General features: G+C 72.3%; 12 protein-coding genes. 8 read left to right on the top strand and 4 right to left on the bottom strand.

Features of this window, described 5'->3' with window-relative positions:
- Nucleotides 1-115 precede the first annotated feature (115 nt).
- Complete coding sequence (ilvD, locus tag H0487_RS10240; protein WP_183094134.1) at nucleotides 116-1,798, top strand: dihydroxy-acid dehydratase; 1,683 nt, start codon at nucleotides 116-118, stop codon at nucleotides 1,796-1,798.
- Between the two features lie 26 nt (nucleotides 1,799-1,824).
- On the top strand, nucleotides 1,825-2,793 hold the full coding sequence (locus H0487_RS22885) for a pyridoxamine 5'-phosphate oxidase family protein (protein ID WP_220793273.1): 969 nt from the start codon (nucleotides 1,825-1,827) through the stop codon (nucleotides 2,791-2,793).
- A 37-nt stretch (nucleotides 2,794-2,830) separates the two neighbouring features.
- On the opposite strand, the gene H0487_RS10250 is transcribed toward H0487_RS22885, so the two are convergent.
- Nucleotides 2,831-3,904 carry a 5'/3'-nucleotidase SurE gene (locus H0487_RS10250; protein ID WP_183094135.1) on the bottom strand — a complete coding sequence of 358 codons (1,074 nt, stop codon included), beginning with the start codon at nucleotides 3,902-3,904 and terminating at the stop codon, nucleotides 2,831-2,833.
- Nucleotides 3,905-4,017: 113 nt separating this feature from the next.
- Here H0487_RS10250 and H0487_RS10255 point away from each other — a divergent pair, with 113 nt between their 5' ends.
- The gene (locus H0487_RS10255) at nucleotides 4,018-4,905 is read left to right on the top strand and encodes a LysR family transcriptional regulator (RefSeq protein ID WP_183094136.1); all 888 of its coding nucleotides are present in this window, start codon (nucleotides 4,018-4,020) and stop codon (nucleotides 4,903-4,905) included.
- Nucleotides 4,893-5,612 (top strand): GNAT family N-acetyltransferase, encoded by a 720-nt coding sequence (locus tag H0487_RS10260; protein ID WP_183094137.1) that lies wholly within the window; start codon nucleotides 4,893-4,895, stop codon nucleotides 5,610-5,612. The genes H0487_RS10255 and H0487_RS10260 overlap by 13 nt, the downstream gene beginning before the upstream one ends.
- A 10-nt stretch (nucleotides 5,613-5,622) precedes the next feature.
- Here the strand turns inward: H0487_RS10260 and H0487_RS10265 are convergent, their stop codons facing one another.
- Nucleotides 5,623-7,611: a hypothetical protein gene (locus tag H0487_RS10265; RefSeq protein ID WP_183094138.1), complete on the bottom strand. Its 1,989-nt coding sequence runs from the start codon at nucleotides 7,609-7,611 to the stop codon at nucleotides 5,623-5,625.
- A 78-nt stretch (nucleotides 7,612-7,689) separates the two neighbouring features.
- Between H0487_RS10265 and H0487_RS10270 the strand changes: the two genes are divergently transcribed.
- From H0487_RS10270 to ilvC, 4 genes are all read left to right on the top strand, one after another.
- Nucleotides 7,690-8,583, top strand: a complete 894-nt coding sequence (locus H0487_RS10270) for a CHAD domain-containing protein (RefSeq protein WP_183094139.1) — start codon at nucleotides 7,690-7,692, stop codon at nucleotides 8,581-8,583.
- A 254-nt stretch (nucleotides 8,584-8,837) separates the two neighbouring features.
- The gene (locus tag H0487_RS10275; protein WP_183094140.1) at nucleotides 8,838-10,607 is read left to right on the top strand and encodes an acetolactate synthase large subunit; all 1,770 of its coding nucleotides are present in this window, start codon (nucleotides 8,838-8,840) and stop codon (nucleotides 10,605-10,607) included.
- Complete coding sequence (ilvN, locus tag H0487_RS10280) at nucleotides 10,607-11,146, top strand: acetolactate synthase small subunit (protein ID WP_183094141.1); 540 nt, start codon at nucleotides 10,607-10,609, stop codon at nucleotides 11,144-11,146. The genes H0487_RS10275 and ilvN overlap by 1 nt, the downstream gene beginning before the upstream one ends.
- Nucleotides 11,147-11,183: 37 nt before the next feature.
- The gene (gene ilvC, locus H0487_RS10285) at nucleotides 11,184-12,209 is read left to right on the top strand and encodes a ketol-acid reductoisomerase (RefSeq protein WP_183094142.1); all 1,026 of its coding nucleotides are present in this window, start codon (nucleotides 11,184-11,186) and stop codon (nucleotides 12,207-12,209) included.
- A 108-nt stretch (nucleotides 12,210-12,317) separates the two neighbouring features.
- Here the strand turns inward: ilvC and H0487_RS10290 are convergent, their stop codons facing one another.
- Complete coding sequence (locus tag H0487_RS10290; RefSeq protein WP_183094143.1) at nucleotides 12,318-12,482, bottom strand: hypothetical protein; 165 nt, start codon at nucleotides 12,480-12,482, stop codon at nucleotides 12,318-12,320.
- Nucleotides 12,483-12,685: 203 nt separating this feature from the next.
- Nucleotides 12,686-13,497 (bottom strand): ABC transporter permease subunit (locus tag H0487_RS10295; RefSeq protein ID WP_246383311.1); only part of this gene is annotated, 812 nt, incomplete at its 5' end.

Raw genomic sequence — 13,497 nt, forward strand, 5'->3', positions numbered from 1 at the left:
CACCGACCTACATCCGTAGCGGCTACTGATACAAGATTGAACTTCCTGCTGGCCGCCCCTGCCGCGACTCGGACACCGGCGCGGAGGCGCGCGACACGCCGACTACGCTCGACGCATGAGCGACGCCCCCGACATCAAGCCCCGATCGCGCGACGTCACGGACGGCCTCGAGAGGGCCGCCGCCCGTGGCATGCTCCGTGCGGTAGGCATGGGTGACGAGGACTTCCTGAAGCCCCAGATCGGCGTCGCGTCGAGCTGGAACGAGATCACCCCCTGCAACCTGTCGCTCGACCGGCTCGCGAAGGCCGTGAAGAACGGCGTGCACGCGGCGGGCGGCTACCCGCTGGAGTTCGGCACCATCTCGGTCTCCGACGGCATCTCCATGGGCCACGAGGGCATGCACTTCTCGCTGGTCAGCCGCGAGGTCATCGCCGACTCGGTCGAGACCGTGATGATGGCCGAGCGCCTCGACGGCTCGGTGCTGCTCGCCGGCTGCGACAAGTCGCTGCCCGGCATGATGATGGCGGCCGCGCGCCTCGACCTGGCCTCGGTCTTCCTGTACGCCGGCTCGATCATGCCGGGCCAGGTCGACGGCAAGGACGTCACGATCATCGACGCCTTCGAGGCGGTCGGTGCCTGCCTGGCCGGCAAGATCACCCGCGAGGAGGTCGACCGCATCGAGCGGGCGATCTGCCCCGGCGAGGGTGCCTGTGGCGGCATGTACACCGCCAACACGATGGCCTCGGTCGCCGAGGCGATCGGCATGTCGCTGCCCGGCAGCGCTGCCCCGCCGGCCGTCGACCGGCGCCGCGACGGGTTCGCCCACAAGTCGGGCGAGGCCGTGGTCGAGCTGCTCCGCAAGGGCATCACCGCCCGCCAGATCATGACCAAGGAGGCGTTCGAGAACGCGATCACCGTGGTGATGGCGCTCGGTGGCTCGACCAACGCGGTGCTGCACCTGCTCGCCATGGCGCGCGAGGCCGAGGTCGACCTGACGCTCGACGACTTCACCCGGATCGGTGCCAAGGTGCCGCACCTGGGCGACCTCAAGCCGTTCGGCCGCTACGTGATGAACGACGTCGACAAGATCGGCGGCATCCCGGTCGTGATGAAGGCGCTGCTCGACGCGGGCCTGCTGCACGGCGACTGCCTGACCGTGACCGGTAAGACGATGGCCGAGAACCTGGCCGACATCGCCCCGCCGGACGTCGACGGCAACATCATCCGTGAGCTGTCGCGGCCGATCCACAAGACCGGCGGCATCACGATCCTGCACGGCTCGCTGGCGCCCGAGGGCGCCGTCGTGAAGTCGGCCGGCTTCGACGAGGAGGTCTTCGAGGGGACCGCTCGCGTCTTCGACGGCGAGCGTGCCGCGCTCGACGCCCTCGCCGAGGGCGCGATCAAGCCCAAGGACGTCGTCGTGATCCGCTACGAGGGCCCCAAGGGTGGTCCGGGCATGCGGGAGATGCTGGCCATCACGGGCGCCATCAAGGGCGCCGGGCTCGGCAAGGACGTCCTGCTCGTCACCGACGGCCGGTTCTCCGGCGGCACCACCGGTCTCTGCGTGGGCCACATCGCGCCCGAGGCCGTGGACGGCGGTCCGATCGCGTTCGTCCGCGACGGCGACCCGATCCTGCTCGACGTCGCCAACGGTCGCCTGGAGGTGACCATCGACGACGAGGAGCTCGCCGCCCGCAAGGACGGCTGGGTGCCGAACCCGCCGAAGTACACCCGCGGTGTACTCGGCAAGTACGCCAAGACGGTGCAGTCGGCCGCGCTCGGCGCGATCACCGGATAGTCGTCGGTCTGAGGACGGAGGCCCCGATGGGCAAGGTGCACGACGGCATCACCGGTCGCCTCCGCACGTTCATCGAGGCGCAGCACGTGTTCTTCATCGCGACCGCGCCGCTCGCGGCGGACGGCCACGTCAACCTGTCGCCCCGCGGCCTACCGGGGACGTTCGCGGTGCTCGACGAGCACACGTTCGCCTGGCTCGACGGCACCGGCAGCGGCAGCGAGACCATCGCCCACCTGCGGGAGAACGGGCGGATCACCGTCATGTTCTGTGCGTTCGAGGGCCCGCCCAACATCGTGCGCCTCCACGGCACCGGCCGAGTCGTGACGCTGTACGACGAGGAGTACGCCGACCTGTCCGCCCGCTTCGCCGCCGTCCCCGGCGCCCGCGCGGTGGTCGTGGTCGACGTCGCGCGGGTCTCCGACTCCTGCGGCTACGGGGTCCCGCTCATGGACTACACCGGCGACCGGGACCTGCTCCAGCGCTACTTCGAGCGCAAGGGCGTCGACGGGTCGGCCGACTACCGCCGTCGCAAGAACCGCACCAGCCTCGACGGGTTGCGCGCGTTCGACGACGACCCGCTCGACGAGTGGTCGACCCTCGACGGGCTGGCCACGATCCGGGAGCGGTTGGCGGCCCAGATCGACGGCTGGGTCCCGCCGGTGTCCTACGGCGTCGCCGTCGACGGCGACTTCCCCCACGTCAACGCGCCGGGCGGGCGCCACGGCCTGCCGGCGGTCGTGCTGGCGACGGTCCTCAAGCACGACGGGTCGACCGGCTCGGTCGCGATGACCCGCCAGCAGCTCGACGAGGCGATCACCGCGCTCGCCCCGGCCGAGGCGTGCCCCGAGGTCGACCACCCCAACCTCGCGGCCTGGCGGAGCGTGGCGGCCCGGCTCGACGCCGCCGGCGGCGGCACGGTGACGGCCGTGTTCGTGCGCTCGGCCGACGACCCGGTCACCGACGACCTCGACGCCGTCCTCCGCTCCGCCTGGTGAGGCGGGCAGGAGGACGGCGCCGGACCGCGGCCGGGGGTCAGCGCAGGCGGTAGAGCGCCAGGTTGACCGGGGGTCCGACCTGGCTGATCGACCAGTCGCCGTCCAGACGCGTCACCGAGATCTTGTCGGCGGCCAGGGCGGTCGTGTCGGCCCGTTGACGGGTCTCCGTCTCCGGCGCACCCGCGGTGAGCTGATAGGTCCCGCCGCTGGCGGGCACGGTGCCCGAGAACGTGAGGCCCAGGTCGCTGGAGGTGCCGGTCACCGTGGCGACCGGGCCACCGGCCGGGCCGCCGCCGGTCACGAACGGGTGGTTGACGTTGAGCACGAGGTCGGGCTTGAGCGCCTTGCCGGCCCGCAGCTCCTCGAGGAGACGCACCGCGAACGCGGCGGTGGCCGCGAAGGGCACGTTCGGGATCTGGGCCAGCTCGCGCGGCACCTCGGCACTGAACGCGATCGCGGGCACGTCGTACTCATGGGCGGTGACGACCGCGCCGACCGTGCCCGAGTGGTTGAGCGTCGTACCGACGTTCTGGCCGAAGTTCACTCCTGAGAGGACGACGTCGGGGCCGGTTCCCCAGTAGTTCGCGGCGAACCGGCTCAGCGCGATGTTGACCGCGTCGGCCGGCGACGCCGACGGCGTCGAGGACGAGCAGGGCCCGGCGCCCTGGCAGGCGCCGAAGACCGCGCCGGCGCTCGGAGCCGAGCCGCAGTCGCCGACGTACGCCGCCGGCGGGGTGACGGCCTGGACCGTCAGCGGGACCGGGCTGAAACCGGGGGTGGTCATCCGCGCGCCCGCACCGCTCTGCTGGAGGTACGGCGCCACGGTGAGGACGTCGGCGCCGGCAGCGCACAGGGCCTTGCGGAGCTCGTAGAGCCCCTTGCCGTCGGTCCCGAAGCTCGGGTCGAGCCCGCGGGCGCTGTCGTCGTTGGTGAGCATCACCCGGAGGCCGTCGAGCGGGGTGGGGGGCGCCTGCGCGGCGGAGGTCGGGGTGACGGTCGGGGGAGCGGCGTCGACCGCGGTGGGGGCGGTCGCCGGGACGGCGACGGCGGCGGTCGCGACGCACGCGACGGCGAGCCGGACGAGCCGACGCCGGACGGGGATGTTTGACATGGTTCTCCTCGGGATGGTCCTCGGGGGCGGGACTGCCCCACCCTCGGGCCGCCGGGCGGCTCCGAGCCAAGACCCGTTCGGCATGACCGCCGCGCGCAGACCTCCGAAGGCCCATGAACATCCAGCAGCTGACCTACCTGGTCGAGACGGCCGACACCGGCAGCATGACCGCCGCCGCCGCCCAGCTGTTCGTCGCGCAGCCCGCGCTCAGCCGAGCCGTGCGCGCGCTGGAGCGCGAGCTCGGGGTGACCGTCTTCGCCCGGTCCGCCCGCGGGGTGCGGCTGACACCCGAGGGCGAGGTCGTGCTCGCCCGGGCCCGGCGGGTGCTGCGCAGCCTCGCCGCACTGCACCAGGCCCACGAGGCCGGCGCACCCGAGTCGTCGTTGACGATCGCTGCCTCACCGACCCTGCAGGCGGCCGTCGCCATCCCGATCCTGCGGGCGCTCGACGACCACGGCCTCGCGACCTCGAGCCGGCTGCTCGGGGCCGGCGGTGCGTCCAGCGTGCACGAGCTGGTCCGGTCCGGGCGCGCGGACCTCGGGATCTGTGACCAGACGATCGAGTCGGACCTCGCGGTCATCCCGGTCGGCCGGGTCGAGGTGCGCTTCGTGTCCCCAGCCGCCCTCGACCTGCCCGACCCGGTGCCGCTCGTCGGGCTCGCCGGGGTCCCACTCGTCCTGCCCACCCTCGGCAGCGACCGGCGGGCTGCGCTCGACGCGTTCTTCGCCGCGCTCGGCATCGAACCGGTCGTCGCCGTCGAGAGCGATGAGCGCAGCGTGTGGATGGAGGCCGTCCTGCACGGGCTCGCGTCCTGCCTGTGGCACAGCGTGGACAGCCGCTGGCTGCCGCCCGGGGACGTCACCGTCCGGAGCCTCGAACCGCCTCTGTGGCAGGAGCTGTCCGTGGTCCACCGGGCCGACGAGGACGCCGACCCACGGCTCGACGTGGTCCGCCGGTTCGCCGAGCTGGTCGCCGTAAGGTCGTCGTCGTGCCCGAGCTGAACCCGTTTGGACAGACCGTCGGCGATCCCGTCCCGGGGTGGGAGACCCGGCCCACGCCGGAGCCGGTCACCCTCGAGGGCCGCTACGTGCGCGTCGTCCCGCTGTCCTCGGCGTACTACTCCGACCTGTTCGCGGCGGTCTGCGGCCCCGACGACGGCCCGCTCTGGACCTATCGACCGGTCCCGAGGCCCACGGACCTCCCGGCGTTGTGGATGCATCTCGCCGGGGTCCTCGACACCCCCGGCGTCGTGACCTTCGGGCTGGTCCCGCTCGAGGGCGAGGGCGCGGGACGTGCGGGCGGCATCGCATCGTACATGCGGATCGACCCGACGACCGGGCAGGTGGAGGTCGCCGGGGTGCTCCTCGGCGGCCGCCTCCAGCGCACCCGCGCAGCGACCGAGGCGATCCACCTGCTGATGCGGCACGCCTTCGACGACCTCGGCTACCGCCGCTTCGAGTGGAAGTGCGACAGCCTCAACGAGCCGTCGCGTCGCGCCGCCGCCCGGCTCGGCTTCGTCCACGAGGGCCGCTTCCGGCACCACATGGTCACCCAGGGTCGCAACCGCGACACCGACTGGTTCTCGGTCACCGACGCCGAGTGGCCGCAGGTCCGGGCCGCGCACGAGACCTGGCTCGACCCGGCCAACTTCGGACCCGACGGGGCACAGCGGACGTCGCTGTCGGCGGCGTTCGCCGACCCCTGCTAGCCGAGACCCGTCAGAGGGGCGCGCCGCCACGGTCCGCCGTCGCGGCGACCAGGTCACGGGCGGTGCGCAGCCGGCGGAAGTACGTCGCGCGGCTGAGGAAGGTCGCCCGCATCACCTGGTCGTGCGTCGCCGCTGGCGCCAGGTAGCGCTGCTCCAGGAGGTCGGCGAGGTCCGGCTGGTCGTGGAGCGCGGTGAGCAGGGTACGGCGGACCCAGGTCCGGACCCGGTCGCCCGCGTGCCGGAGGTCGTGGCCCAGCGGTGCACAGGGGAGCGCCGCGAGCACGCCGTCGTCGTGGAAGTCGTCCAGCGCGGCGAGGACGAGCTCGCCCTGGGTGCGCGGCTCCGGCAGCAGGACGCCGTGCTCGCTCGCCACGGCGCGGAAGAGCAGCCCGACCAGGCCGCACGGCCCCACGTCGGCGATCCAGGTGCGGACCTCCTCGCCGCGCACCTCGCGCCGCAGCTCGGGGATCTCGACGTAGCCGCAGTCCGCCACGACGGCCCGCTCGACCTCGCTCCAGCCGAACTCGTTGACCAGGTCGAACCGCGGGTTGGGCACCCGGCAGCGGCGCAGGGTGTGGCCGTTGCGCAGCGCCATCACGTTGGGGTCCTCGTCCATCGCGGTCGGCGACATCAGCTGGAACGGGCTGATGACGACCCGGTCCGTGATGTCGTGACGCGCCGCGTAATCGAGGAGCGGGACGATCAGCTCGCCGCGCGGGTCGTCGGCACGGGCGAGCGCGGCCGCCTCGTTGAGGGGCAGCGCGACCGCAGCGGCGACGACGTGACCGTCGGTGTGCCGCACGACCTGGGTCGGCGTGCGCCACGACGACGCGGGCGGGGGAGTCAGCCAGGGCCGGACGGCCTCGGCGAGACCCGGCGCCCAGCCGGCGATCTCCGCCGCTTCCGACGGGCGCAGGTCGTCGCCGTAGAGGGTCGCGCTGTGGTCGGGCGCCATCCCCGCCCGCAGCTTCGGGTCCTCGCTCAGTCCGGCGAGCTGGTGCAGCGCCCGTGCGTCGCCGAGGCTCGCCCGGTCGCGCAGGTGGGACGCGATCCGCAGCACCAGGTCGGAGATCCGCACCCCGTCGCGTCGTACCCGCTCCGCGACGGCGTGCGCGACCAGGGGGTGCAGGGTCACGCCGTTGCCGCTCCGCTCCGAGAACGCGTACGACGACAGGGTGTCCAGGGCGGTGCGGCGGTCGCGCTCGGGGAGCACGTCGGCCAGCAGGCGTTCGTCGACCCAGCGGGCGACGGCCGCCACCTCGAGCAGCTCGGTGTCGAGCTGGTCGAGGGCCAGCCCGGAGAGGTGGCCGACCAGGTCCTCGGCGGTGGCGGCCAGCACCTCGCCGCCGGGCTCGATCGCCGCCGCGCCGTGCTCGACCCAGGCGGCCGCACCGAGGACGAGGGCGAGGGGCAGGCCGCACGCCCAGGTGCTGACCGCCGTCCGCGCGCAGGACTCCTCGACCCCGTGGCGGCGCAGCAGCAGGTCGGACTGGCACGAGCTGAGCGGGGGCATCCGCAGGGTCGCGACCAGCGGTGCGAGCTCGGGCGGCACCCAGCCGGCCGGCTGCTCGACGGCGGCGGCGACCACCCGGGTGCTCCCGGGTAGTGAGGCGAGGGTGCGGCCGAGCGCGTGGGCGCGCGCGCCGAGCTCGGCCAGCTCGTCGACGAGGACCAGCAGGTCGCCGTCCGGCAGGTCGGCGAAGACGTCGGCCAGGCGCGGACCGACGGCGGCGAGCTGGCGGCCGTCGAGGACGAGGACGTGGAGGCCGAGGCGGGTGCCACGGCGGGCGGCCTCGCGCAGGGCCGCGCTCTTGCCGGAGCCACCGGTGCCGCTCAGCAGGAGCAGCCGGGTGTCCCCGGTCGTGCCGAGGAGCTGGTCGAGCCGGCGCTCGAGCTGCTCGGGGCACACGTAGCGGCGTTCGTCGACGGTGCTCGCCAGGGTCGCGAGATCGCCCTGCGCCGCTGCGCGGCGAGGAGCGAGGTGCTGGAGTGAGCCCACGGCGACAGCGTGGACCCTGCGCCTTCGAGTTTTCTTCGAGTCGGCTTCCCGGTCACCAGGAGGTGGCAGGGTGGGGCCATGACCGGCCAGCCGACCGCGGGCGAGATGCTGGCGGAGATCGTCGGCGACCTGGTCGCCGCGATCGACGCGAAGGGCGACGCCGCGCTGGCCGACGAGCCGGACGCGGTCCATCAGCTGCGGACCTCCGTCCGCCGCCTCCGCAACGTGCTCGCCGCGTTCAGCGAGCTCTTCGAGCCGTCCTCGGCCGGCCGGATCCGCGCCGGCCTCGCGGACCACGGCGACCACCTCGGCCTCGTCCGCGACCTGGAGGTGCGCATCGAGTCGTGCGTCCGGGTGGCGGGGGAGGTGGGGGTGGCCGACGACCTGGTGGCGGCGCTGGTCGCGCCACTGCGGGTGGCGCACGTCGAGGCCCACGCCGCGCTGGTCGCCTGGGTCGCCTCGGAGGAGTCGGTGCGGCTCCGGTCGGCGCTCCTCGCCTGGTCGGCTGCCCCGGTCCTCGCGGCCGGCAGCGCCCGCCCGGCCGGCGTCGTGGCCGCGGAGAAGGTCGCCACCCAGGTGGACCGGGTGCTGGCCCACGGCAGGGAGGACCTCGCGGACGCGGAGTCCGCCCATGCCCTCCGCAAGGCCGGCCGTCGGCTGCGCCACGTCGCCGACGCCGTCACCCGGCCGCCCGCCTCGGTGCTGGGGGACGATGCGGCCGCCCTCGGCAAGCTGGGGGCCCGGATCCAGACCCTGCTCGGCGACCACCGCGACGCTCTGCTCCTCGTCGACCACGTCCGCCGCGCGTTGCCCTCCGACCCCGCGGCCCGCGCGGAGTGCTGCCGCATCGTCGCGGCCGCCGAGGCCGAGGCCGCCGCGGTCCTCGGCGCCGTCCCCGGCCTGCTGACCGACCTGGAGGCGTCCTCGGCGCGTGGCAGGCGGGAGGGATGGACCAGCGGATCAGCTTCGTGACCCTCGCCGTCGCCGACCTGGACGCCGTGAGCCGGGTCAGGAATGAGACGGCCGTCCCGACATGTGGGATGCGTGGGAGGCTGGGTGCGCGGCACCGGGTGCGACGGCGTACGCTGTCGCCATGCGCCACGACCTCATTCTCGTACGCACCGGACGCGCCGGCTGATTCAGCGCTGCGCGTCCGCCCCTCGTTGCCTCGCAACCGAGGGGTTTTTTGTTGAGTACGGGATCACGAGATGTAAGGAACGAGTCGGATGAGTGAGCAGCAGCAGGCCGGGACCCCCGCGGGCACCGTCACCGGGGCTGAGAGCCTGGTGAAGTCCCTCGAGGCGGCCGGCGTGACCGACATCTTCGGCATCCCCGGCGGCGCGATCCTGCCGGCCTACGACCCACTGATGGACAGCCCCATCCGGCACATCCTGGTCCGGCACGAGCAGGGCGCCGGCCACGCCGCTCAGGGCTACGCCGCGGCCTCCGGCCGGGTCGGCGTCTGCATGGCGACCTCCGGCCCCGGTGCGACCAACCTGGTGACGCCGATCGCCGACGCTCACATGGACTCGGTGCCGATGGTGGCCGTCACCGGTCAGGTCCCGGCAGCCGCGATCGGCAGCGACGCCTTCCAGGAGGCAGACATCCGCGGCATCACGATGCCGATCACCAAGCACAACTTCCTCGTCACCGACCCCGCCGAGATCCCGCGCACCATCGCCGAGGCGTTCCACATCGCCTCGACCGGTCGCCCCGGCCCGGTGCTCGTCGACGTCGCCAAGTCCGCGCTCCAGGCGATGACGACGTTCACCTGGCCCAGCGAGATCCACCTGCCCGGCTACCGCCCGGTGACCCGGCCGCACGCCAAGCAGATCCGCGAGGCGGCCCGGCTGATCCTCGACGCCCGCCGGCCCGTCCTCTACGTCGGTGGCGGCACCATCCGCTCGGGTGCGTCCAAGGAGCTGATGACGCTCGCCGAGCTCACCGGCATGCCCGTCGTCACCACCCTGATGGCGCGCGGCGCGTTCCCTGACAGCCACCCGCAGCACCTCGGCATGCCGGGCATGCACGGCACCGTCGCCGCGGTCGCGGGCCTGCAGAAGAGCGACCTCATCATCAGCCTCGGCGCCCGGTTCGACGACCGGGTGACCGGCAACCTCGACTCCTTCGCCCCCGGCGCGAAGGTCATCCACGCCGACATCGACCCGGCTGAGATCGGCAAGAACCGGCACGCCGACGTCCCGATCGTGGGCGACGTCCGCGAGGTCCTGCTCGACCTGGTCCTGGCGCTGCGCACCGAGGCCGACGCCGGCCACACCGGCGACTACGAGGCCTGGGTGCAGTTCCTCGCCGGGGTGAAGTCCAAGTACCCCGTCGGCTACGACAAGCCCGCCGACGGCGGCTTGGCCCCGCAGTACGTGCTGGAGCGGCTCGGCGTGCTCGCCGGCGAGGACGCGATCTACACCGCAGGCGTCGGCCAGCACCAGATGTGGGCGGCCCACTACGTCTCCTACGAGCGCCCCAACACCTGGATCAACTCCGGCGGCCTCGGCACCATGGGCTTCGCGGTCCCCGCGGCGATGGGCGCCAAGGTCGGCATGCCTGACAAGGTGGTGTGGGCGGTCGACGGCGACGGCTGCTTCCAGATGACCAACCAGGAGCTCGCGACCTGCGCGATCAACAACATCCCGATCAAGGTCGCGATCATCAACAACGAGTCGCTCGGCATGGTCCGCCAGTGGCAGACCCTGTTCTACAACTCCCGCTACAGCAACACCGACCTGCACTCGAAGCGGATCCCCGACTTCGTGAAGCTGGCCGACGCCTACGGTTGCGTGGGCCTGGCGTGCGAGAGCCCCGACGACGTCGACGCGACGATCGCCAAGGCGATGGAGATCAACGACGTGCCCGTCGTGGTCGACTTCCGGGTCCACCGCGACGCCATGGTGTGGCCGATGGTCGCCGCCGGCACCAGCAACGACGACATCAAGTACGCGCGGGACCTGGCTCCCCAGTTCGACGAGGACGACCTCTGATGGCCAAGCACACCCTGTCGGTCCTGGTCGAGAACAAGCCGGGCGTCCTGGCGCGGATCGCCGCGCTCTTCAGCCGTCGCGGCTTCAACATCGAGTCGCTCGCGGTCGGCCCGACCGAGCACGCCGAGATGTCGCGGATGACGATCGTCGTCAACGTCGAGGACAGCCCGCTGGAGCAGGTCACCAAGCAGCTCAACAAGCTGGTCGAGGTCATCAAGATCGTCGAGCTCGACCCGACGGCCGCCGTCCAGCGTGAGCTGGTCCTGGTCAAGGTGGGCGCGACCCCCGAGACCCGCGGCCAGGTGCTCGACGCCGTCCAGCTCTTCCGCGCCAAGGTGGTCGACGTCGCGGCTGACGCCGTGACCATCCAGACCATCGGCAACGCGGGCAAGATCGCCGACTTCCTCCGCGTGCTCGAGCCGTTCGGCATCCGCGAGCTCGTGCAGTCGGGCGCGATCGCCATCGGCCGCGGACCGCGGTCGATCTCCGAGCGGGGGAAGCCGGTCGCCGTACCGGTGCCGCCCGCCGCCAACAGCTGATCCAACATCAGAACCCGAAACGAAGGAGTAGCCCCCCGTGGCTGAGATCTACTACGACGACGACGCTGACCTGTCGCTCATCCAGGGCAAGCACGTGGCCGTCATCGGCTATGGCAGCCAGGGCCACGCCCACGCCCTGAACCTCCGCGACTCGGGCGTCGACGTCCGGGTCGGCCTGCGGCCCGGCTCCAAGAGCGTGGCCAAGGCCGAGGAGCAGGGCCTGAAGGTGCTGCCCGTCGCCGAGGCCGTGGAGGAGGCCGACGTCGTCGTCATCCTCGCGCCCGACCAGTTCCAGCGGACCATCTATGCCGAGGAGATCGCCCCGCACATCGCGGCCGGTGACACCCTGGTGTTCGGCCACGGCTTCAACATCCGCTTCGGCTACATCAAGGCGCCCGAGGGCGTCGACGTGATCATGGTCGCCCCGAAGGCGCCGGGTCACACGGTGCGCCGCGAGTACGTCGCGGGTCGCGGCATCCCGGACATCATCGCGGTCGAGCAGGACGCCTCCGGCACCGCCTGGGACCTCGCGAAGTCCTACGCCAAGGCCATCGGTGGCACCCGTGCGGGCGTCATCAAGACCACCTTCACCGAGGAGACCGAGACCGACCTGTTCGGTGAGCAGGCCGTCCTCTGCGGTGGCGTCTCGCACCTGGTCCAGGCCGGGTTCGAGGTCCTCACCGAGGCCGGCTACCAGCCGGAGATCGCCTACTTCGAGGTGCTCCACGAGCTCAAGCTCATCGTCGACCTGATGTGGGAGGGCGGCATCGCCAAGCAGCGCTGGTCGGTCTCCGACACCGCTGAGTACGGCGACTACGTCTCCGGCCCGCGGGTCATCGACGCCAACGTGAAGGCCTCGATGCAGGGCGTCCTCGACGACATCCGCAGCGGTGCCTTCGCGGAGCGGTTCATCGCCGACCAGGACGGCGGCGGCACTGAGTTCCTCAAGCTCCGCGAGGAAGAGGCTGCGCACTCGATCGAGGCGACCGGCAAGCTCCTCCGCTCCCACTTCGCGTGGAAGCAGCAGGACGCCGACTACACCGAGGGCTCCGCGGCTCGCTGACCCCCCCAACCCGTCGAATCGGGACCTTCCTGCATCGAGTCGGGAGATATCTGCGGACCAACCGCGGGTATCTCCCGATTCGTTTCAGGAAGGTCCCGATTCGACGGGTTAGCGGCCGAGCTGGTGCCAGAGGGCGTTGGCGCCCATCGCGACGCCGTACCAGAACAGGGTGAGGGACAGCAGGATCGTCGCCCAGGTCGCCTGGACCTGGCCGGGGGTGGGGCGCAGCTCGGGGCGGCCCATCGGCAGGAGCGGTGCGGGAGCGGTGCTCATGGTGGTTCCTCGCTTCGTCTGTCTTGCCACCCAGCCTCTCGCTCACGAGACAGGCGCCACATCGGGCGTCGGGTCGGCTTCGTCTGGTCCGAACGGACTACGCCAGCAGAGGACGAAGGTCCTACGGACGGAGCCGGGAGTGGCTCCGTCCGTAGGACGTCGGCGAAGGGGTGATCCTTTCGCGGATCCGGGATCTTCCCGGATTACTTGACCTCCGAGCGCATCACCAGGCGCAGGCCGATCGCCAGCGGCAGCGCGATCCAGAGTGCCGAGGTCGCGGCGAGCTGCACCCACTCGGTCGAGGTGAGCGTGGAGTCGAACAGCAGGAACCGGGTCGCGTTGACGTCGAACCAGGCGTCGTTGTCGGCCCACCACTGCTGTGCCGAGGCGAGCGCCTCGGACAGGCCCGGCAGCACCAGGTTGACGACGAAGTACCCGACGATCGCCGCCGGGGAGCTGCGGAACAGCAGGCCGAGCGCGAAGCCGAGCAGCATCCCCATCTCGTTGGCGAGCACGATCTGGCTGAACTGCCAGAGCGGGATGTCCCACACGGCGTCGTTGCCGGTGATCGAGGCGGTGACCAGGTTGCCGATCGCGCCGACGCCCAGGGCGAGCAGCATCGAGACGAAGCCGATCGCGAGGGTGTTGAGCAGCTTGGCGCCGATGACCCGGCCGCGGCTCGGCACCAGCGTGAAGGTCGTCAGTGCGGTGCGCTGGCTCCACTCGCTGGTGACGGCGAGCACGCCGACGATCGGCAGGATCACCGACATCGGGCTGCCGACGGCCGCGGCGAACGAGTCGAACGTGAGCCCGTCGCGGTCGCTGAGCAGCACGGTGAGGACGGTCGCGACGGCGGAGGTGATGACGATGCTCGCCATCAGCCAGAAGCCGGACCGGGTGTCGAACATCTTGCGCAGCTCGACGCCGAGGACCCGGGTGAAGGGGGTCGGCTCGGGGACGGTGCGCTCGCGGCGGGCCGGGACGCCGGCACCCGTGTGGGTGCCGTCGCCGGGGG

Source organism: Nocardioides stalactiti (genome assembly GCF_014180715.1).
Taxonomy (GTDB): domain Bacteria; phylum Actinomycetota; class Actinomycetes; order Propionibacteriales; family Nocardioidaceae; genus Nocardioides; species Nocardioides stalactiti.